At 73.3% G+C, this 20,383-nt stretch carries 11 protein-coding genes; 1 reads left to right on the forward strand and 10 read right to left on the reverse strand.

Going from position 1 to position 20,383, the window contains the following annotated elements:
• Nucleotides 1-207: 207 nt before the first annotated feature.
• A complete protein-coding gene (gene proB / locus ABT112_RS21915; RefSeq protein WP_351512115.1) occupies nt 208-1,293 on the reverse strand; it encodes a glutamate 5-kinase in 1,086 nt (361 codons plus the stop codon).
• Nucleotides 1,294-1,706: 413 nt separating this feature from the next.
• Between proB and ABT112_RS21920 the strand changes: the two genes are divergently transcribed.
• A complete protein-coding gene (locus tag ABT112_RS21920; RefSeq protein ID WP_351512040.1) occupies nt 1,707-3,809 on the forward strand; it encodes a hypothetical protein in 2,103 nt (700 codons plus the stop codon).
• Nucleotides 3,810-4,011: 202 nt separating this feature from the next.
• Here ABT112_RS21920 and ABT112_RS21925 read toward each other — a convergent pair whose 3' ends face one another.
• The 9 genes from ABT112_RS21925 to ABT112_RS21965 form a co-directional block, all read right to left on the reverse strand.
• Nucleotides 4,012-8,256 (reverse strand): nSTAND1 domain-containing NTPase, encoded by a 4,245-nt coding sequence (locus ABT112_RS21925; protein ID WP_351512042.1) that lies wholly within the window; start codon nt 8,254-8,256, stop codon nt 4,012-4,014.
• 37 nt (nt 8,257-8,293) lie between these two features.
• A complete protein-coding gene (locus ABT112_RS21930) occupies nt 8,294-8,656 on the reverse strand; it encodes a CU044_2847 family protein (RefSeq protein WP_351512043.1) in 363 nt (120 codons plus the stop codon).
• A gap of 96 nt (nt 8,657-8,752) precedes the next feature.
• A complete protein-coding gene (gene obgE / locus ABT112_RS21935; protein ID WP_351512045.1) occupies nt 8,753-10,189 on the reverse strand; it encodes a GTPase ObgE in 1,437 nt (478 codons plus the stop codon).
• A gap of 207 nt (nt 10,190-10,396) precedes the next feature.
• A complete protein-coding gene (rpmA, locus tag ABT112_RS21940) occupies nt 10,397-10,651 on the reverse strand; it encodes a 50S ribosomal protein L27 (protein ID WP_351512047.1) in 255 nt (84 codons plus the stop codon).
• Nucleotides 10,652-10,665: 14 nt separating this feature from the next.
• On the reverse strand, nt 10,666-10,986 hold the full coding sequence (rplU, locus tag ABT112_RS21945; RefSeq protein WP_351512048.1) for a 50S ribosomal protein L21: 321 nt from the start codon (nt 10,984-10,986) through the stop codon (nt 10,666-10,668).
• Between the two features lie 247 nt (nt 10,987-11,233).
• Complete coding sequence (locus ABT112_RS21950; RefSeq protein WP_351512050.1) at nt 11,234-15,247, reverse strand: Rne/Rng family ribonuclease; 4,014 nt, start codon at nt 15,245-15,247, stop codon at nt 11,234-11,236.
• Nucleotides 15,248-15,518: 271 nt separating this feature from the next.
• Nucleotides 15,519-16,292: a TIGR03936 family radical SAM-associated protein gene (locus tag ABT112_RS21955; RefSeq protein WP_351512052.1), complete on the reverse strand. Its 774-nt coding sequence runs from the start codon at nt 16,290-16,292 to the stop codon at nt 15,519-15,521.
• Between the two features lie 293 nt (nt 16,293-16,585).
• Nucleotides 16,586-18,511, reverse strand: a complete 1,926-nt coding sequence (locus ABT112_RS21960; protein ID WP_351512054.1) for a TIGR03960 family B12-binding radical SAM protein — start codon at nt 18,509-18,511, stop codon at nt 16,586-16,588.
• A 139-nt stretch (nt 18,512-18,650) separates the two neighbouring features.
• Complete coding sequence (locus ABT112_RS21965) at nt 18,651-20,348, reverse strand: CYTH and CHAD domain-containing protein (protein ID WP_351512056.1); 1,698 nt, start codon at nt 20,346-20,348, stop codon at nt 18,651-18,653.
• Nucleotides 20,349-20,383 lie beyond the last annotated feature (35 nt).

Here is a 20,383-nt window from a genome sequence, read left to right on the forward strand (position 1 = left end):
GCTCCTCCTCACGGCCCCGACGGGCCGGAGGGTGCCCCCACGCGCGCGGGTGGAGCCGTGCGCGCTGTCGTCCCCGGGCACCGACGGCGCCCCCGACACCAAAGTTGACCAGTCCGCGGGGCGGCTGGGGGCGGTTTTCCGGAAGGTCTCCGTGGAAAGGCTGGACTTTCGGCGTATCCGCGACACGGGGCGACAGACCGTGTCCGGTCAGTGGCCGAGCACCACGAGGTCGTCCCGGTGCACGACCTCCCGCTCGTACGCCGGGCCGAGCTCACGGGCGAGATCCCGGGTGGAGCGGCCCAGCAGCCGGGGGATCTCCTTGGCGTCGAAGCTGACCAGGCCGCGGGCGACCGCCCGCCCCCCGGCGTCCCGCAGCTCGACCGGGTCACCCGCGCTGAACTCGCCCTCGACAGCGGCGATTCCGGCGGGCAGCAGCGAGGCGTTGCCCTCGACCACGGCCCGTACCGCGCCCTCGTCCAGGGTGAGCGCGCCCCGCGGGGTCGAGGCGTGGGCCAGCCACAGCAGCCGGTCGGCGGAGCGGCGCCCGGTCCGGTGGAAGTACGTGCCGGTGGGCCGTCCGGCGACGGCGTCGGCGGCTTCCGAGGCCGAGGTGAGGACCACCGGGATGCCCGCGGCGGCGGCGATCCGGGCCGCCTCGACCTTGGTGACCATGCCGCCGGTGCCGACCCCGGCCTTGCCCGCGCTGCCGATCGAGACGCCCTCGATGTCCGCGGGCCCGGTGACCTCGCCGATCCGGGAGGTGCCGGGCGCGCTGGGGTCGCCGTCGTAGAGGCCGTCCACGTCCGAGAGGAGGACCAGCAGATCGGCGCGGACCAGATGGGCGACGAGGGCCGCGAGCCGGTCGTTGTCGCCGAAGCGGATCTCGTCGGTGGCGACCGTGTCGTTCTCGTTGACCACCGGCAGCGCGCCCATCGCCAGGAGCTGGTCCAGCGTCCGGTAGGCGTTGCGGTAGTGGGCGCGGCGGCTGGTGTCGTCGGTGGTGAGCAGCACCTGGCCGACGCGGACGCCGTAGCGGGCGAAGGAGGCGGTGTAGCGGGCCACCAGCAGCCCCTGGCCGACGCTGGCGGCCGCCTGCTGCCGGGCCAGGTCACGGGGGCGGCGCCGCAGGCCCAGCGGGGCGAGCCCGGCCGCGATGGCGCCGGAGGAGACCAGCACGATCTCCTTCTCGCCGCCGCTGCGCGCCTTGGCCAGCACGTCCACGAGCGCGTCGACCCGGTCCGCGTCGAGGCCGCCCGCCGCGGTGGTCAGGGAGGAGGAGCCCACCTTGACCACGACCCTGCGGGCCTTCGCGATCTCGTCCCGCACCGCTGCTGACCCTGCTGCCCGTGACACTGTGTTCCCCTGTCCCCCTGATCGACCGACGTTTCCGCTGGCAATCTACGTCAGCCGGGCGGGCCGGTGCCCGGCCGTTCCGAGCGGTGGGCGCCCGACGCCGGGTCCGAGCGGGCCGCGGGTGACCGCCGGGGTGGCGGACGACACACTGCGCCACTTGGTTCACCGGCTTTGAGCCCATTCGCGGTGATAGCGGTCACGGCAGATTGTCATCGAGGCAGCGCGCATCATACGGTCAGTGGTCGACCTGAGCTGCTGCCGCCATGCTGCGGCACCGGCTCCCCCGGCGGGACCGCCCCCACGGCCCGCCCACTGCTTCCGTCCGACCGCTTCCCTCGCCAGGAGCCCTGCCCGTGCCCTCTGCCGGACTCGCCCCCCGACGCGTCGTGCAGCTCACTGCACTGTCGGCGATGTTCGTGGCCTTCGCGGCCCAACTCGCCGGTGCGCTGCTGCCCAACGTGCCGACCTTCGCCGCCGCATCCGCGGCAGGCCTCGCACTCGACCTCTATCTGCAGCGCAAGCAGCCCGGTCTGCTCTCGCTGCTGGGCAAGATCCGGTTCGATGTCACCATCCGGCAGTTGCTGCGCGACATGCTGATCCTGGTGGGTCTGCTGCGCATCGAGGGCATCAACCCGCTGCACGAGCAGTCGCCGCTCACCATCGCGCTGCTCCTCTTCTACGGGCTGCACTTCGCCTGCCAGGCCGTCGCGGTCCTGGTGCGGCGGCGCCGCACGGTGCCCATCGTGACGCGGAACATCGACACCTCGTCGCTCGGCCTGACGGCCGCCCCGCCGCGGATCCTGTCCCGGCGCCCGGGCCACCGGCTGCTGAACTTCTCCGTCCCGGCCACCGCCGGTCTGCTGGTGACCGCGATCACCCGCGACGCGACCTGGGGCGGCATCGGCCTGGGCATCGCCCTCGCCCTCTCCCTGGGCGGCACCGTCTACCTGGGGACCTGGCTGCTGCCCGGCAAGCGCGCCGCGAACGACCGACAGGTTCTGGAGTGGCTGAACGCCTGGCTGGCCGAGTACCAGCCGACGGTCGGCATGTACTTCTCCGGCGGCACCACCTCGGCGTACCAGGCCAACATGTGGCTCTCGACGCTGGCCGCGCTGGACGGCAAGCCGCTCATCGTGCTCCGCGAGCGCTTCATGGTGCAGAAGATCGACGCCACGGACGTGCCGATCGTGTGCATCCCCAAGGTGGCGCAGCTGATGGCGCTGGAGCACTCCACGCTGCAGGTGCTGCTGCACCCGGCGAACTCCGGCAAGACCTCGCAGGTGCTGCGGATCCCGTCGATCAAGCACGCGTTCATCAACCACGGCGAGAGCGACAAGCTCTCCAGCTGCAACCCGTACGCCAAGGCCTACGACGAGGTGTGGGTGGCCGGTCCGGCCGCGCGGGAGCGCTACCAGCTCGCGGACATCGGCGTCGAGGACAAGGACGTCGTCGAGGTGGGCCGGCCGCAGCTGGCGCCGATCCGGCCGTACGCGGGCGGCCCGACGAGCCCGTACACCACCGTGCTCTACGCCCCCACCTGGGAGGGCTGGACCAACGACCCGGGCAACACCTCGGTGATCCTGGCCGGCGAGAACATCGTTCGTGAGCTGCTGGCCGACCCGAAGGTGCGGCTGCTCTACAAGCCGCACCCGATGACCGGCTCGGTCGACCCGCGCGCGGGCCGTGCCAACGACCGCATCAAGACGATGATCGCCGAGGCGAACGCCCGGCGCGGCGGCGACCGGCCGGGCCCGGAGGCCGCTGCGGCGCTGGAGCGGGCCACCGCCGAGCTGAACGCGCTCACCAGCACCAAGTTCGGGACCAGCGCCGACGAGGCGGAGCGCATGATGCTCCAGGGCTCGCCGGACACCGGCCGGGCCGCCGCCGTCTCCGCGGCGACCGCCGCCTGGGAGGCCGCGTACTGGGCGTCCTTCCCGGAGTGGGAGCACCAGATCGTCACCGGCCCCCGCCCGGCGATCTACAGCTGCTTCAACCAGGCGGACCTGCTCATCAGTGATGTGTCGAGCGTCGTCTCGGACTACCTGACCAGCGAGAAGCCGTACGCCGTCGCCAACACCAGCGGCTTGACGGAGGACGACTTCCGGGCCGGCTTCCCGACCGTGCGGGCCGCGGCCATCCTCGACCCCGAGGCGACCGGCGTCCCCGCCCTGCTGGAGGCCGTGCGCAACCCGGAGAAGGACACCCTGGCCGCGGCGCGGGCGGAGCTCAAGGAGCACCTGCTCGGCCCGTCCGACCCGCCGTCGCTGGTCCGCTTCAACGGCGCCGCGCTGACGCTGGCCGCCAAGGCGGACGAGCGCCGGGCCCGGATGGCCGCCCGTCTGGCGTCCGAGATCCCCGCGCAGCGCGAGGACGTCTCGGAGGCCGAGGCGGCGATGTCCGAGGAGGAGCAGGAGCTGGAGCCCAACGGCAGCACGGACGACGCGGTCAACGCCTGACGTCCGCCGTACGCGGAAGGAGCCCCGGGACACCGTCCCGGGGCTCCTTCCGTGTCTCCGGTGATTCCTGCGCACGATCGTTCCGCCGGGGCCGGTGCCGGTGCCGCCCGGCCGTTCCGCCGCGGCGCCCACCTCATCGGCCGCGGTGCCCACCTCATCGGCCGAGGCGCACCCCTGACGGGCGGTCAGTCCCGACCTGGGGTCAGCCCTGGCAATCGCGCCCGTCCGGCACCGGGGCGGGTACGCTCGCCCGTTCCTCGGCGGAGAGCTCCCGCTGCCCGAGGACTCGGCAGAGCTCGCTGCGCCACACCGCGGGATCCAGCCGGACCACCCGGTCGACGGTGGCGTCCAGCAGGAGGGTCTTCCCGTCCTCGGAGAAATCCAGGAAGTCGAAGGTGTTGTCCGAGAAGTCGAACGACTCCACGTAGGCGCGGCTGCCGGCCCGGTAGATCCGCACCTTGCCCCCGTCGGCCACCAGGAACCGGTCGCTCTTCTCCAGGAACCCCACGGCGAAGCCGCCGCCGCCGTCCTCTCCGACGGCGGGCAAGGGGCCGAGCACCCTCTGCCGCGACTCCAGCGACCACATCTCGGGGACCGAGCCGCGTCGCAGCAGCGCCAGGTACCGGCCGCCCGGGTCCGTGAAGGCGCCCAGCGCGCCCTTGCCCACGGTGATGCGTTCCCCCTTGGCCTCCCGGCCGGTCCGCAGGTCGACGACATGGATCCGCGGATCCTCCGGCCGCACGACGAAGACCCGGCCCGGCCGGGCATCGCGCGTGACCGTGAAGTCCCAGTTCCCCTCCACGTCCCGGTCCCTGCGGTGCACCAGCCCCATATCGAGGAGATCGACGTCGGATGTCTTCCTCCCCGTCCTGGCGTCCCAGCCCTCCAGCCGGGTCCCCGACACGGTGACGAACCCCTTCCCCGACATGTCGAAGAAGTGGCGCACATCCGCGACCCGCCCCAGGGCGGCGGCCGGGGGCTTCGCCGGGCTGATCGTGGACACCACCTTCAGGGACGAGGTGTCGCGCAGGACGATCTTGCGCTCCCCCACCCGGTCGGCCACCAGCGCACCGTCCCGGCCGATGGTGAGGCGCTCGTCGGTGCGGGGGACGTGGGCGCCCGCGGGGCGGGCCCGCTCGGTGATCACCCGGCCGGACCCGGTCGCCGAGCGCAGCACGATCCGCGTGCCGTTCCGCACGATCTCGATCAGCTTCCGGCCGTTCCCGGTCAGTGTGGCCATGTCCACCGGGACCCGCCCGCTTCTGGCGAGTTGGGCGTAGTAGGCCGCGGCGTCCTGCCGTCCGACGATCAGCAGGGCGCCGGAGCGCTCGACGATGCGTCCGTCGCCGTTCGCCCACCAGGGGGGCGCCTGGGTCTCGGAGAGGACGGTTCCGCGCCGCATGTCCACGAGTTTCAGCCCCTGGGTGGAGTCGTGGACGACACGGCGGCCCGTACGGTCCAGGGCGACGTTCCCGCAGGTGCTCCCGGCGGTGGTCCGGCCGAGCTGCTTCCGGTCGGCGGTCCGCACGGTCCTGATCTCCGCGTTGAAGCCCTTCATCACCCGGCAGTAGGCCACGGTGCTTCCGTCCGCCGAGACCGACGTGTCCGCCGCGCGGGCCGCCAGTTCCTCGGACCGGCCCGAGCGCCGGTCCACGGTCACCAGCCGGTTGTGGTTGTACAGCTCGTCATCGTCCTCGATCCGCGCGCGGGCCACGAGGGTGTCGTCGTCCGGGCCGAACCACACATCGACGAAGGTCTCCCCCTTGGCCGGGGGAATGCGTCCGCCGAGGGAGCCCTTCGCGAGGTCCCACCACACGATGCGCCCGCGGGAGGCCGACGCCACGAAGCGTCCGTCGTCGGACATCGAGGCCAGGCGCTCGCGTTCGTCGAGGAGGACCGAACGGTTGGGGATGGGGCCCTTGGGCAGCACGTGCGCCGGACCGACCGTACCGTGCTCCCCCGTCCGCACCTCGTGCCAGACCAGCGAGCCGTCGTTCGCCAGATAGCCGACGCGCCCGGCGTCGCGGGACATCACCGGCTCGACCGCGCTCCTCCGGGCGGGCAGCCGGACCCGCCGTATCCGCCCGTCGGACTCGCGCAGGAAGAGCGTCACCCGGCCGAGTTCCGAGACCACGAGGGTCGCCCGGCCGTCGGGACTCGCCGTGACCGCCTGCACCTTGCCCATGGTCCCGGAGAGCACGGTGTGTGCGCTCCGGTATTCGCCGTAGCGTCTCAGCAGCTCGTTCCGCGCCTCGCGGGTGGGCGCCGTGCGGTAGGCGGACATCGCCAGCAGGATCGACATCCCGGGGTCCTGGTCCACCGAGTCCGCGGAGATCCCGGCCAGCGAACGGGACTGCGACTGTGCCGCCTTCTCGGCGCTGACCTGCCGCTGGTAGAGGAAGAGCGACCCCAGCAGCGTCGCGACCACCAGCACCACGGCCACCAGGGTCCTGACGAAGTGCTTCCGGCGGCCCTGGTTCCGCAGGCGCTCGCGGCCCTGCTCCAGGAATCCGCGCTCCGCCGCTGTGAGGTCCCCGCCACGCTTCTCCGACCACGTGTCCGCCACAGCCAGGGCCTTGGTGCCGGGCAGCAGTTCGGGGTCCCGGCCGGACGCCTCCCAGCGGTCCAGATCCAGCCGCAGGTTCTCCCGCCAGGCCAGGAATTCCCGGTCCGCTTCGACCCATCGGGCCAGCCGGGGCCATCCGTTGATCAGCGCCTCGTGCGCGGGCTCGGCGGTCTCCTGCCCCTCGGTGCCGCGGCCGAGGACGAGCAGCCGCCCGGCCGCCAGCCGCCGCGCGATCCGCCACTCGGCGGCGCCGAGCTCACCGCGGGTGACCTCACGGCGGGTGACCGCGCCGGCGGAGGCCGTCGGGACGCGTACGAGCTGGGTGAACAGCCGCCGCATCGCCTCCTCCTCGGACGCGGCCACGCACTCCTGCCAGGCCTCCTCCGCCTGATTGGCGAGCGCGCCGCTGACCCCGCCCAGCTCGTCGTACGCCTGGTGCGTGAGCAGTCCGCCCGACGGTTGCTCCCAGAGCCCGGCCAGCGCGAATCCGAGCAGCGGAAGGGTGCCGGGGGCGTCCCCGGCGTCGGCGAGAATCCGGTCGACGAGGCCGGGGGCATAGGCGAGGGCCGGGATGCCGTCGAGCGGGGACGTGACGACTTCCCGCAGCTGCCGCGGGGACATCGCGCAGAGCGCGTGGACCTCCTGGCTCACGGCGGGCCCGAGGACGGGGTGGTCCAGCGCGGCGTCCAGGAAGTCGGCGCGCAGGGTGAGCAACAGCCGCAGTTCCTCGGGCGGGTCCTCCGCGAACAGCACGGAGGCCCCCTGGTCGAAGAGGACGGAGGCCCCGTCGTCCCCCTCCTCCTCGGCCATCAGTTCCTCCGCCTGGTCGACGACCAGGAGCAGCCGCTGGGCCCCGGTGTGCCGCAGAACGTCGGCCACGGCTCCGGCGAGCCCGTGGCCGGCGAGCTCGTCCCCCAGCTCGCGGACCTCCCGCAGCCGCTGTGCACCCGCCAGCTCCGGCCGCAGCAGCGCCGTGAACTCGGCGGCCAGCTCGGACAGCAGCCGGTGACTGCGGGTCGGGCGCAGCACACACACGGCCCACCCGGCGCTGCGGAGTGCGGGCACCACCCCGGCGAGGGCCAGCGAGGACTTGCCACAGCCGGACGGCCCGACGAGGGTGACCAGGGGTTTCTCACGGACCAGCGCGGCGAGCGCGGCGCTCTCGGCCGCCCTGCCGTGGAACACGTCGGCATCGGACTCCCGGAAGGCCGACAGGCCCCGGAACGGTGACTCCGGCAGCACGAAGTCCCGCAGCGAGGGAAGGGCGCTCACCAGGCCCTGGGTGGAGATCAGATACCCGGCGCGCGGGCCCTTCGTCTCGGCGAGCGCGACCATGCCGACCACCGCGGACAGCTCGTCGTCCCAGACCGGACTGCCGCTGAAGCCGCGGGAGATGGGGTATCCGCCGGGTTCGGCCGGCTCCGTCTGGAGCCAGCCCGCCGCCTGCCGGGCACGCAGCCGGCCGGCGTGCCACACACCGTGGTCCCGCCCGTCGGGGAAACCGAAGGCACGCATGGGGTGCTGCCAGACGTCTCCGGCCTCCACCATCCGTACCGGCCGGGCGCCGGGCAGCGGGGCGCTCAGGCGCAGGACGGCGAGGTCGCCTCCGCCGGACGGTTCCTCCGGCAGCCAGTGCTCGACGGTGGCGGTCACCGTCGTGCCGTTCCCCGGGGGCCCGGTCAGGGGCAGGTCCAGCTCCGTCACGGCGTCGGCGGGCGGTTCCTCGCCGTCGCGCAGTCCCAGAGCGGTGGCGACCACATGGGCGCAGGTGACGGCGAGTTCCGTGGTGATGAGGAAGCCGACGCCCACGGGCCGGCCGGCGGGGTCCCTGATCCTGAGGACGGCCGTTTCGAGCGCCTCCGGGCCGGCTCCGAGCCCCACCGCGCCCACCTCCCCCGTGAGTCGGTCCTCAGCGCGATTATTCCGGCCGGGGGCCCTCGGGGGGAGAGCGATTCCAGGTCAGGGAGACGGAGAAGTTGGCCGCGGTGGCTGTGCTGGCGATCACCACATCGGCCTCCGCGGACAGGGAGATCCCGAACTGCACCGTGATCTCGTCGGGGGCGTCCACCGCCCCGCGGAAGGTGTTCACAAAGTTCATCGCGACCGGGCGCACGGTGCTGAGCATGTCGTCGAACGACCGGGTGGCGCGCGCCGCCGTCTGACGGCCGGACCTGCCCACCCGGACGAGTCCTTCGTCGAGTTCGCGGACCTCCACCCTGATCACCTCGGGGTCCTCGCCGTCCCCGGCGCCCTCACCGATCGGGACATCGACCACGTACACGGGCCCCACCGTTCCCCTCCGTCGCGACACTGCGGCTCTCCGGAGATCGTAGGGACCGGTCTCCGGGGAGCCGCAGTGATCGCGGGAAGAAGGGCGTCAGAACGGCTTGAAGTCGTCGAACTCCTGTTGCGCGTCGTCCCGTTCGGCGTCCTTGTCCCGGCGGCGCTGGGCGGCCGGGCGCGGGGCCTCGAAGCGGTGGTCCTCACCGCGCCGGCCGAGCATCTCGGCGCCGGCGGCCAGCGTCGGCTCCCAGTCGAAGACGACCGCGTTGTCCTCGGAGCCGATGGCGACGCCGTCGCCCGCCCGGGCGCCGGCCTTGAGGAGCTCCTCCTCGACGCCGAGCCGGTTGAGCCGGTCGGCGAGGTAGCCCACGGCCTCGTCGTTGTTGAAGTCGGTCTGGTGCACCCAGCGTTCGGGCTTCTCGCCGCGCACGCGGAAGAACGCCTCGCCCTCGGCCGTCACCGTGAAGCCCGCGTCGTCCACGGCCTTGGGGCGGATGACGATCCGGGTCGCCTCCTCCTTCGGCTTGGCGGCCCGCGCCTCGGCGACGATGCCGGCGAGCGCGAAGGACAGCTCCTTGAGGCCGGTGCGGGAGACCGCGGACACCTCGAAGACCTGGTAGCCGCGCTCCTCCAGATCCGGGCGGATCATGTCGGCGAGGTCCTGGCCGTCGGGGATGTCGACCTTGTTGAGGACGACCAGCCGCGGCCGGTCGTCCAGGCCGCCGTACTGCGCCAGCTCCGCCTCGATCACATCGAGGTCCGAGGCCGGGTCGCGCTGCGACTCCAGGGTGGCGCAGTCCAGGACGTGCACCAGCACCGTGCAGCGCTCGACGTGCCGCAGGAACTCGAGCCCCAGGCCCTTGCCCTGGCTGGCGCCGGGGATCAGCCCGGGGACGTCGGCGATGGTGTAGACGGTCGAACCGGCCGTCACCACACCGAGGTTGGGCACCAGGGTGGTGAACGGGTAGTCGGCGATCTTCGGCTTGGCGGCCGAGAGCACCGAGATCAGCGAGGACTTGCCGGCGCTCGGGTAGCCGACCAGCGCGACGTCCGCGACGGTCTTGAGCTCCAGGACCACGTCCCCGGTGTGGCCGGGCTCGCCCAGCAGCGCGAAACCGGGGGCCTTGCGGCGGGCGGAGGCGAGCGCGGCGTTGCCGAGCCCGCCGCGGCCGCCCTGGGCGGCGACGTACGTGGTGCCCTGGCCGACCAGGTCGGCGAGGACGTTGCCCTGGCTGTCGAGGACGACGGTGCCGTCCGGGACCGGCAGGACCAGGTCACTGCCGTCCTTGCCGGAGCGGTTGCCGCCCTCGCCGGGCTTGCCGTTGGTGGCCTTGCGGTGCGGGGAGTGGTGGTAGTCGAGGAGCGTGGTGACCGACTGGTCGACGACCAGGATCACATCGCCGCCCCGGCCGCCGTTGCCGCCGTCCGGGCCGCCGAGCGGCTTGAACTTCTCGCGGTGCACGGAGGCGCAGCCGTGGCCTCCGTTACCCGCGGCGACATGCAGCTCGACGCGGTCCACGAAGGTGGTCATACGGATGCCTCCTGCTGTACTGACGGACATGCTTCTTCTGCTGCAACAGACCGAGGGCGGACCCTCTTCCCCGCGCGGAACGGCGGGGAAGGGCGGTCCGCCCTCGGAAAGGTGCTGTGTCGTACCGGGTGCCGTCGGGCCCGCCGGGGGAATCCCCCGGGGCTCCGGCGGCGTGCGCTGAACGAGGTCAGCGACAGGCTGAGATGATCAGCCGACCGGGACGATGTTCACGACCTTGCGACCACGGCTGGTGCCGAACTCGACCGCACCGGCGGCGAGGGCGAACAGCGTGTCGTCGCCACCACGGCCGACGCCGGAGCCCGGGTGGAAGTGGGTGCCGCGCTGGCGGACCAGGATCTCACCGGCGTTGACGACCTGACCGCCGAAGCGCTTCACGCCGAGCCGCTGAGCATTGGAATCGCGACCGTTCCGAGTGGACGATGCGCCCTTCTTGTGTGCCATCTCTCCTCAGTCCCTTACTTCGCAGCCGTGGGGATGCCGGTGATCTTCAGCGCCGTGTACTGCTGGCGGTGGCCCTGACGCCGACGGTAGCCGGTCTTGTTCTTGTACCGAAGGATGTCGATCTTCGCACCCTTGTGGTGGTCCACGATCTCGGCCTGGACCTTGATGCCGGCCAGCACCCACGGGTCGCTGGTCACGGTGTCACCGTCGACAACGAGCAGGGTCGAGAGCTCGACCGTGTCGCCCACGTTGCTCGTGGAAATCTTGTCAACCTCAACGATGTCGCCGACAGCCACCTTGTGCTGGCGACCACCGCTGCGCACGATTGCGTACACGCGGATCTCACTCTCTCGCTCGAATCGGGACCCTTGATGCCAGCCGCTCCCACGGACCAGGGGCCCGCGATATCCGGAAGGACGAGCGGCCTCTCCCGGCGGACCGGGAGGGAGTTGCTCAGGGGTTGGCGCACAGAGACGCCGACGGTCAAGGTTACGGAACCCCGACCAGGGGGTCAAACCGAGTCCCCGCAGCCGCGGGGAGACTCCGGTGGTCCCGCGGCTGCGGGACCACCGGACGCCGTGACTAGGCCTCGTCGGCCGGGGCGGACGCCGCGGTCTGCTCGGCCGCCGCCTTCTTCGTCGTCTTCTTGGCCGTGGACTTCTTGGCCGTCGTCGTCTTCTTGGCCGCGGTCTTCTTGGCGGTGGTCTTCTTCGCCGCCGTCTTCTTCGCCGCGGCCTTCTTGGCCGTCCGCTTCTTCGCCGGAGCGGGCGCCTCGGCCTCATCGGCCGGGGCGTCGGCGGCCGGAGCCGTCGCGTCCCCGTCCGCCGCGGCCGGGACGGCCACCTCGGCGGACTCCGCGGAGCGCGGAGCCTGTGCCGGGGCGGACTCGGCGGTCTGCTCCGCCGTGCCGGCCGGGACGACCACGACACCGGCGTCGTCGGCGGCCTTCGGCGAACCGGCCGGAGCCGTCGCCTTACGGGTCGCCCGACGGCGGGTACGGGCCGGAGCGGCCGGCTCCGGGGCCTCGGCGGCAGCCGGGGCCTCGGTCACGGCGGGTGCCGCCTCCGGCAGCGGCTCGGCCTCCGCGGGCTTCGCCTGGGCGACGACCACGGCCTCCTCGGCGGCCTTCGGCGGGCCCGCGGGAGCGGACACCTTGCGGGTCGCCCGGCGGCGGGTCCGGCCCCGGCCCGCCGAGGCCTCGGCCTCGGCGACGCTGCTGAACAGCTCCTCGTCCGCCGCGAACGCCGGCTCCGGCAGCTTCCGGGGCTCCGCGACCTCCGCGGCGACCTCGGTCGCGCTCTCCACGGCCTGCGGCTCCTCCGCGACGGCCGGCTCGTGCACGTGCTCGGCGACCGCCTCGGGCTGCTGACCGCCGCCCTTGCCCTTCTTCTTGCGCTTGCCGCCGCCACCGCCGCCGGCGGCCGTCGGCTGCTCGACGTGGACGATGACGCCGCGCCCGTTGCAGTGGACACAGGTCTCGGAGAAGGACTCCAGCAGGCCCTGGCCCACCCGCTTGCGGGTCATCTGCACCAGGCCGAGCGAGGTGACCTCGGCGACCTGGTGCTTCGTCCGGTCCCGGCCCAGGCACTCCAGCAGGCGGCGGAGCACCAGGTCCCGGTTGGACTCCAGCACCATGTCGATGAAGTCGATCACGATGATGCCGCCGAGGTCGCGCAGCCGGAGCTGGCGCACGATCTCCTCGGCCGCCTCCAGGTTGTTCCTGGTGACCGTCTCCTCGAGGTTGCCGCCCTGACCGGTGAACTTCCCGGTGTTGACGTCGACCACGATCATGGCTTCGGTCCGGTCGATCACCAGCGAGCCGCCGCTCGGCAGCCAGACCTTGCGGTCGAGCGCCTTCATCAGCTGCTCGTCGATCCGGTAGGTGGCGAAGACGTCGACCTCGGAGGTCCACTTCTGCAGCCGGTCGCTGAGGTCCGGCGCGACGTGCGAGACGTAGCCGTGGATGGTCTCCCAGGCGCTGTCGCCGCTGACGATGACCTTGGAGAAGTCCTCGTTGAAGATGTCGCGGACGACCCGGACGGTCATGTCCGGCTCACCGTAGAGAAGGGCCGGAGCGTTGGCGCTCTTCGCCTTCTTCTTGATCTCTTCCCACTGCGCCTGGAGCCGCTCGACGTCGCGGCGCAGCTCCTCCTCGCTGGCGCCCTCCGCGGCGGTCCGGACGATGACGCCCGCGTCCTCGGGGACGATCTTCTTGAGGATCTGCTTCAGCCGTGCGCGCTCGGTGTCGGGGAGCTTGCGGCTGATGCCGGTCATCGAGCCCTCGGGCACGTAGACCAGGTACCGGCCGGGCAGGGAGACCTGGCTGGTGAGCCGGGCGCCCTTGTGACCGATCGGGTCCTTGGTGACCTGCACGAGGACGGACTGGCCGGACTTCAGCGCGGTCTCGATCCGGCGCGGGCCGTTGGACATGCCCAGCGCCTCGAAGTTGACCTCGCCGGCGTACAGGACGGCGTTGCGGCCCTTGCCGATGTCGACGAAGGCGGCCTCCATCGACGGCAGCACGTTCTGGACCTTGCCCAGGTAGACGTTGCCGACGTAGCTGGTGGCCTGCTCCTTGTTGACGAAGTGCTCGACGAGGACGTTGTCCTCCAGCACACCGATCTGGGTGCGGTCGCCCTGCTGGCGCACGACCATGACCCGCTCGACGGCCTCCCGGCGCGCCAGGAACTCGGCCTCGGTGATGATCGGCACCCGGCGGCGGCCCTGCTCGCGGCCTTCGCGGCGGCGCTGCTTCTTGGCCTCCAGACGGGTCGAGCCCTTGATGGACTGCACCTCGTCGGAGGGCTCGGGCTTGGCCCGCGGCTCACGGATCTTGACGACCGTGCGCTCCGGGTCGTCCGCGGCGCTCTCGCCACCGCCTCCTCCGTCGGCGTCCCCGCTGCGCCGGCGGCGGCGACGGCGACGACGGCTGCTGCTGGAGCCGCCACCGGCACCGGACTCGTCCTCGTCCCGGTCGGCCTGCTCGGACTCCTCGGCGCGGTCCTCGGCCTCGTCCGACTCCTCGGCGGACTCGCCGGACTCCTCGGCGCCCTCCGCGGTCTCCCCGCGACGGCGACGACGGCCACCGCGACGGCGGCGGCGGGCCGGGCGGTCGCCCGACTCGTCCTCGCTGTCGCCCCGGTCCTCGGCCTCGGGCTCGGCCTCGGCGGCGGTGTCCGTGGCGGTGTCGGTGGTCTCCTGCTCCGGGGCCTCGGCCGGTGCCGCCTCGGCGACAGCGGCGCGACGACGGCGGCGGCGCGAACCGGCGGCCGGCTGCTCCTCGGGCTCCTCGGCGCGCTCCCGCTCGGCGGCGGCGGCCGCGGCGGCGCTCTCCGGGGTCTGGAACATCGGCTCGGTGAACACCGGCGCCTGGAAGACGGCGGTCGGCGGGCGCACCGCACGGCGGCGGCCCCGCGGCGCGGCGTCCTGCTGCTCCTCGGCGGCCACGGCCTCGTCGGTCCCGGCCTGCGCGGCCTTCTCCGCCTTGGCGACCTTCTCCGCCTTCGCGGCCTTGCCGCTCTTCGCGCGCTTCTCGGCCTTCTCGGTCTTCTCCGGCTTGTCGGCCTTCGCTGCCGTGTCCGGCTTGTCGTCCGCCTGCGCGGCGTCGGCCTGCGGCGGGGCGGCCGGGGCGTCCGCGGCGCGGGTGGCCCGGCGCCGGGTGCGCCGCTGCGGGGCGTCGATCGCGTCGGCGACGGTGACCGGCTCGGCCTCCGGCGCGGGCGCCTCGGTCGACGGCGCCTCGGCGGGTGCCTCGGCAGGTGCGTCGGACTTGCGGGCCGAACGACGGCGGCCACGTCCCCGGGGCGCCTCGTCGGCGGACTCACCGGACGGCGCGGCTGCCTCGGGGGCACCGGACGCGGCCGGCTCCTCGGCGCGGTCACCGCTGCCGACGGCGGCTTCGGCCTCGGCGGTCGGGGCGGACACCTTGCGGGTCGCCCGGCGGCGGGTACGGGTGCGCGGCGCGTCCTCGGCCGGGGTCTCCCCGGCGGATTCGGCGGCGGGCTCCGCGACGGGCGCGGTCACGGCGGCCGGAGCGGACTCCTCCGCACCGGCGCTCGGAGCGGCGTCGGCCACGGCCGGCGCACCGGCCGGAGCCGTCGCCTTACGGGTGGCGCGGCGGCGGGTGCGGACCGGCTCCGCCACCGGGGCCGGGGCCTCGGCGGGAACGTCCTGGTCGGTGGCGGCCGCGGCGGCCGGGCTCTCGGCGATGATCTCGACCGGCTCGGCGGCGGGCGGCGCACCGGCCGGAGCCGTCGCCTTGCGCGTCGCGCGGCGGCGGGTGCGGACCGGCTGCGGCTCCGGGGCCGGGGCCTCGGCGGCCTCCTCGATCTCCTCCTCGGAAGCGTTCTCCGGGGTGGCGGGGAGGACGGTCACGGCCTCGTCCGGATCCGGGGTCCCGGCGGCCGCGGCCTCCGGTGCTCCGGACGGTATGGCCGACGCCGTGGCGTCGGTGCTCGCCGCGACCGGCGGACCCGCCGGCCGGGATGCCGCGCGGCGGCGCCGCGGCGGCAGGTTGTCACTGGGGCTGTTGTTGTCTGAGCTGTCCCCGGCGGCGCTGTTGCGCGCCGCCTCCGTGGGCTCCATTGGCTCGAGCATGCGGGCGGTTCTCCCGTCACGCTCCCGGGCGCCGCGCCTGACTCCGGCAGCGGCCCACGTGATGAGCGTGGTGCCGCCGTCCGGGGCGCGGGCGCCACACGGGAGCTGTCGTCTCGCTCGCCGGGGCCGGAGGGCCCGACACCGGCGAAAGTCTGCTTTCTCGGTGCGTCTGCCGGACCCGGGTGGCTCCCGGTGCATCGGCGGCGCTTCGACGAGCCCCCAGCCCTCCGCCTGCAGGGTGCGCGGCTCGCGCGCCCTGCCGACGGACGACCTACGCGGAACCTCCCGGCGCCGTCGCGGTCAGCCCGGCGGCCGTGGGTGGGGCGGCCATGACTGCCTCGCGGTCGGGCGCGAGCGGGTCGGTCACCGTGCCGCTCTCCTCATCGAGCAGCCCCTGCGCCAGCCTGGTCACCGCAGCGGGGACCGGCGGCGCCAGGTCGGCCGTGGCGCGGAGACCGGACAGGACGTCGTCGGGTCGTACGGCAGGTGTCGCATGCCGAACAACCAGCCGCAGTATCGCACAGGCGCCGACCTGCGGCCTATCAGCCGGTGCCGCGGATGCCTCGAGGCGTGCGACTGCGGCGCGCGCGTCGAAGGTCCGCAACCCGTTTTTCGTGCGGCGCTCGACCTCGACGGTCTCCTCGGCGAGGAAGGCCGCCACGGCGCGCTCGGCCTCATCCAGGGTCACCCCGTCGAGCCGGAGCTCCCAGACCGATGCCTGCAGCCGGTCGGCGAGCCCGGAGGTCCGGGCCTCCACCGCGTCGATGATGTCGAGGCCGGGCGGCATCGACTCGTCGAGGAGCTGCCGCAGCGTCTCCGGGTCCCGCACCTCGGTGAGCGCGATCTCCAGGTAGTCGGCCTCGCTGCCCGTGCCGGTGGGTGCGGCATTGGCGTACGACACCTTGGGGTGCGGGCTGAACCCGGCCGAGTACGCCATGGGCACCTCGGCGCGGCGCAGCGCCCGCTCGAAAGCGCGCTGGAAGTCGCGGTGGCTGGTGAACCGGAGGCGGCCACGCTTGGTGTAGCGCAGTCGGATGCGCTGCACCGCGGGTGCGGGCGGGGGGCCTTCGGGCTGTCGCTTGCCCAGTGTCCTTCAGTCCTTCGTGAGTGCTGTCGTACTGCCCACCAAGAGTACGTCCCGGGAGGGCCGCCGGTTCCCGCCGCCGTCCCGGACAGGCGCCGGGTGGCGGGCCGGGTGCGGGGCACATGGCGGGCGGCACGGGGGCAGCAGGCGGTGGTCCCGACCCGCCGCGGGCCGGTCCGGACCGCCATCGGGTGACGGTGGCCGGACCGGCCCGCGGGTGCCGGGTGCGCCGCGGCGCGTCCGCGGCGGGTGCGCTACTTGACGACGGTCAGCGGCAGCAGCTTCTTGCCGGTCGGGCCGATCTGGATGCTGGTGTCCATCTGCGGGCAGACGCCGCAGTCGAAGCACGGGGTCCAGCGGCAGTCCTCGACCTCGGTCTCGTCGAGCGAGTCCTGCCAGTCCTCCCAGAGCCAGTCCTTGTCGAGGCCCGAGTCGAGGTGGTCCCAGGGCAGGACCTCCTCGTAGGTGCGCTCCCGGGTGGTGTACCAGTCGACGTCGACGCCCTGGGCGGGCAGCGCCTTCTCGGCGCACCGCATCCACAGGTCGTACGAGAAGTGCTCGCGCCAGCCGTCGAACCGGCCGCCCGACTCGTACACCTCGCGGATCACCGCGCCCACGCGCCGGTCGCCGCGGGAGAGCAGGCCCTCCACGATGCCGGGCTTGCCGTCGTGGTAGCGGAAGCCGATGGAGCGCCCGTACTTCTTGTCGCCGCGGATCTTGTCGCGCAGCTTCTGCAGCCGCGCGTCGGTCTCCTCGGCGGACAGCTGCGGGGCCCACTGGAACGGGGTGTGCGGCTTGGGCACGAATCCGCCGATGGAGACGGTGCAGCGGATGTCGTTCTTGCCGGAGACCTCACGGCCCTTGGCGATGACGTTGACCGCCATGTCGCCGATCTGGAGCACGTCCTCGTCGGTCTCGGTGGGCAGGCCGCACATGAAGTACAGCTTCACCTGACGCCAGCCGTTGCCGTACGCGGTCGAGACCGTCCGGATCAGGTCCTCCTCCGAGACCATCTTGTTGATGACCTTGCGGATGCGCTCGGAGCCGCCCTCGGGGGCGAAGGTGAGACCCGACCGGCGGCCGTTCCGGGTGAGCTCGTTGGCCAGGTCGATGTTGAACGCGTCGACCCGGGTGGACGGGAGGGACAGGCCGATCTTGTCCTCCTCGTAGCGGTCCGCGAGACCCTTGGCGACATCGCCGATCTCGGTGTGGTCCGCGGAGGAGAGGGAGAGCAGGCCGACCTCTTCGAAGCCGGTGGCCTTGAGCCCCTTGTCGACCATGTCGCCGATCCCGGTGATGCTGCGCTCCCGCACCGGCCGGGTGATCATTCCCGCCTGGCAGAAGCGGCAGCCGCGGGTGCAGCCACGGAAGATCTCCACCGACATCCGCTCGTGCACGGTCTCGGCGAGCGGCACCAGCGGCTGCTTCGGGTACGGCCACTCGTCCAGGTCCATGACGGTGTGCTTGGAGACCCGCCACGGCACGCCGGAGCGGTTCGGCACGACCCGGCCGATCCGGCCGTCGGCCAGGTACTCGACGTCGTAGAACCGCGGCACGTAGACGCCGCCGGTCTTCGACAGGCGCAGCAGCAGCTCGTCGCGGCCGCCGGGGCGGCCCTCGCTCTTCCACGCCCGGATGATCTCGGTGATCTCCAGGACGGCCTGTTCGCCGTCGCCGATGACCGCGCAGTCGATGAAGTCGGCGATCGGCTCCGGGTTGAACGCCGCGTGACCGCCGGCGAGCACCACCGGGTGGTCCTCGGTACGGTCCTCGGCCGCCATCGGGATGCCGGAGAGCTCCAGCGCGGTGAGCAGGTTGGTGTAGCCGAGCTCGGTGGAGAAGGACACGCCGAGCACGTCGAAGGCGCCCACCGGGCGGTGCGAGTCGACCGTGAACTGCGGGACGTCATGCTTCCGCATGAGCTCTTCGAGGTCCGGCCAGACGCTGTAGGTGCGCTCGGCGAGGACGCCCTCGCGCTCGTTGAGGACCTCGTAGAGGATCATGACGCCCTGGTTGGGCAGCCCGACCTCGTAGGCGTCCGGATACATCAGCGCCCATCGCACATCGCAGGACTCCCACGGCTTGACCGTGGAATTCAGCTCGCCGCCGACGTACTGGATCGGCTTCTGGACGTGCGGGAGAAGCGCTTCCAGGCGGGGGAAGACCGACTCGACAGGCATTCTCAGCGTTCTCTCGTGAGCGGGCACAGGTGACCCTCAAGGGTAACGTGCCCGACGGGTCACCCCGACGGGTGAAGCCGGACCCGGCGGGACGGCCGGTCACGGCCGGCGCGAGCGGGATCCGGCACGCCCGCTCCCGTCACCCCCGCAGCGCCGTCCGGTCCTTCTTCCGCGAGGCTTCCTTCCAGGCCCGGGGCAGTTCGTGCTCGCGGGCGGCGGCGCGCATCTCCTCGTGCCCGTAGAGGACCCCGAAGGTGAAGGCGCTCTCCCCCGCGGCCTGGGACTGGAGGGCGAGGTCCCGGAGGGCGGCACGGGCGACGACGCTGTCCTGGTGGTCCCCCAGGACGTCCTGCAGGGTCTTCATGTGCCGGACGAACCGTTTCGCCGGCGTCCCGACGGCCGGCTCGGCGGTCTCCGCGGCGTAGCGGGTGCGCTTGGCGGCCTTGCGCGCCTCGTGCATGGCCACGTCCCGCTCGTGGCCCTCCGGGGTGTCCAGGGCCGTCGCCATCCGGCGGGAGAGCCGCCGGGCCTCCCGCAGCACGGCTCCGGGCAGCACCTCCATCGGCGGGCGGCCGGCGTCGGGCAGCAGCGGCGGGTCGGCGACGAGCCGGTCGAGGGTGGTGAGCAGGTCGAGGTAGCGGCGGCTGTCCAGTACACCGATGACCTGGTGGCGCGAGCCGCTGCGCCGGGCGTTCGACCAGGTGCGGAGCCGGCCGCGGACGGGGCCGACGAGCAGGGTGTGCGGCAGTTCGGCCAGCCGCTCGTGGAGGCGTTCGGTGAGCACCTCGCGGTCCCGGTCGACGCCGAGTTCGGCCGCGAGCCACTTCAGCTCGTCGCCGACGGGGTCGGTGACCTCCCGGTCGAGGACGGTGCGGAACGACCGGAAGGCGCTGCGCAGCCGGCGGGTGGCGACGCGCATCCGGTGGACGGAGTCGGGCCGGTCCCGGCGGACGGCCGGGTCCAGCTCGATGATCGCGGTGACCTGGGTGCGCAGATAGCGCAGCAGGTGGTCGCCGGCGGTGGGCCGCTCGGGGGGCTCGGTCCTCCGGCCGGGCTTCGCCTTCTTCTGCCCCTTCTTCCCTGCCTTCCCCTTCTTCCCTGCCTTCTCCGCCTTCGCCGTCTTTCCGCTCCTGCGGGCCGTGTCCGTCCCGCCGGGCGTTCCGGCCTCCGTCGGCCCTGCCGCGCCCCCGGTGACCCCGTCGGTCTCCCCCGCCGCGCCCGTCTCCCCCGTACCGCCGGGGGCGGTCTCCGCGAGGGCCCGCGCCAGCTTGGACGGACCGGCCGCGCGGCGCGCCCCGGCCGCCAGGAGCACCTCCTCGACGGTGTCGAGGACGTCCGGGCCGGTCCCCTCGCGCAGCTCCGCCTCGATCTCGGTCCACCGGGCGGTGCCCGACCCGCCGGCGAGCCGCTCGGCGGTGACCGCGTCGACGCACACCTCGGCGAGCACCACGCCGTCCGCGCCGACGAGGTGCCGCAGGTCCCGGTCGGTGCGCAGCCGGACGACGGGGACGAGCGGGGCGTCGCGGACCCGGGAGCGGACGAGCGCCGCCAGGTACCGCGGCACGTCCTCGGAGAGCGGGGCGCGGATCTCCTCGCGGGTGTCGGGGCCGACGGGCAGCTTGAGGTGCCAGCCCTCGTCGTCGCCCCCGGTGCGGCGGCGCAGCGTGATGCCGTCCGCGGCGAGCCGCTCACCGGGGGTGTCGTAGTAGACGGCGTCCAGGCCTGTGACGCCCCGGTCGGCCACGGACGCGACCCCGGGGACGCCGGTGAGGTCCGGCAGCCCGCCACCCTCGGGGGTCTCGTACTTGCGTTCGATCTCCTGTACCTGGTCGGCCATACCTTGTATCTACCCGCGGAACACCGATTCGATCG

Source organism: Streptomyces sp. NPDC002055, from assembly GCF_040296705.1.
In the GTDB taxonomy this organism is placed as follows: domain Bacteria; phylum Actinomycetota; class Actinomycetes; order Streptomycetales; family Streptomycetaceae; genus Streptomyces.

Bases quoted from the DNA above. Each gene is read 5' to 3' on its own strand.
- obgE (WP_351512045.1), bottom strand. From the start codon at position 10,189: ATGACCACCTTCGTGGACCGCGTCGAGCTGCATGTCGCCGCGGGTAAC.
- rpmA (WP_351512047.1), bottom strand. From the start codon at position 10,651: ATGGCACACAAGAAGGGCGCATCGTCCACTCGGAACGGTCGCGATTCC.
- ABT112_RS21950 (WP_351512050.1), bottom strand. From the start codon at position 15,247: ATGCTCGAGCCAATGGAGCCCACGGAGGCGGCGCGCAACAGCGCCGCC.
- ABT112_RS21960 (WP_351512054.1), bottom strand. From the start codon at position 18,511: ATGCCTGTCGAGTCGGTCTTCCCCCGCCTGGAAGCGCTTCTCCCGCAC.
- ABT112_RS21965 (WP_351512056.1), bottom strand. From the start codon at position 20,348: ATGGCCGACCAGGTACAGGAGATCGAACGCAAGTACGAGACCCCCGAG.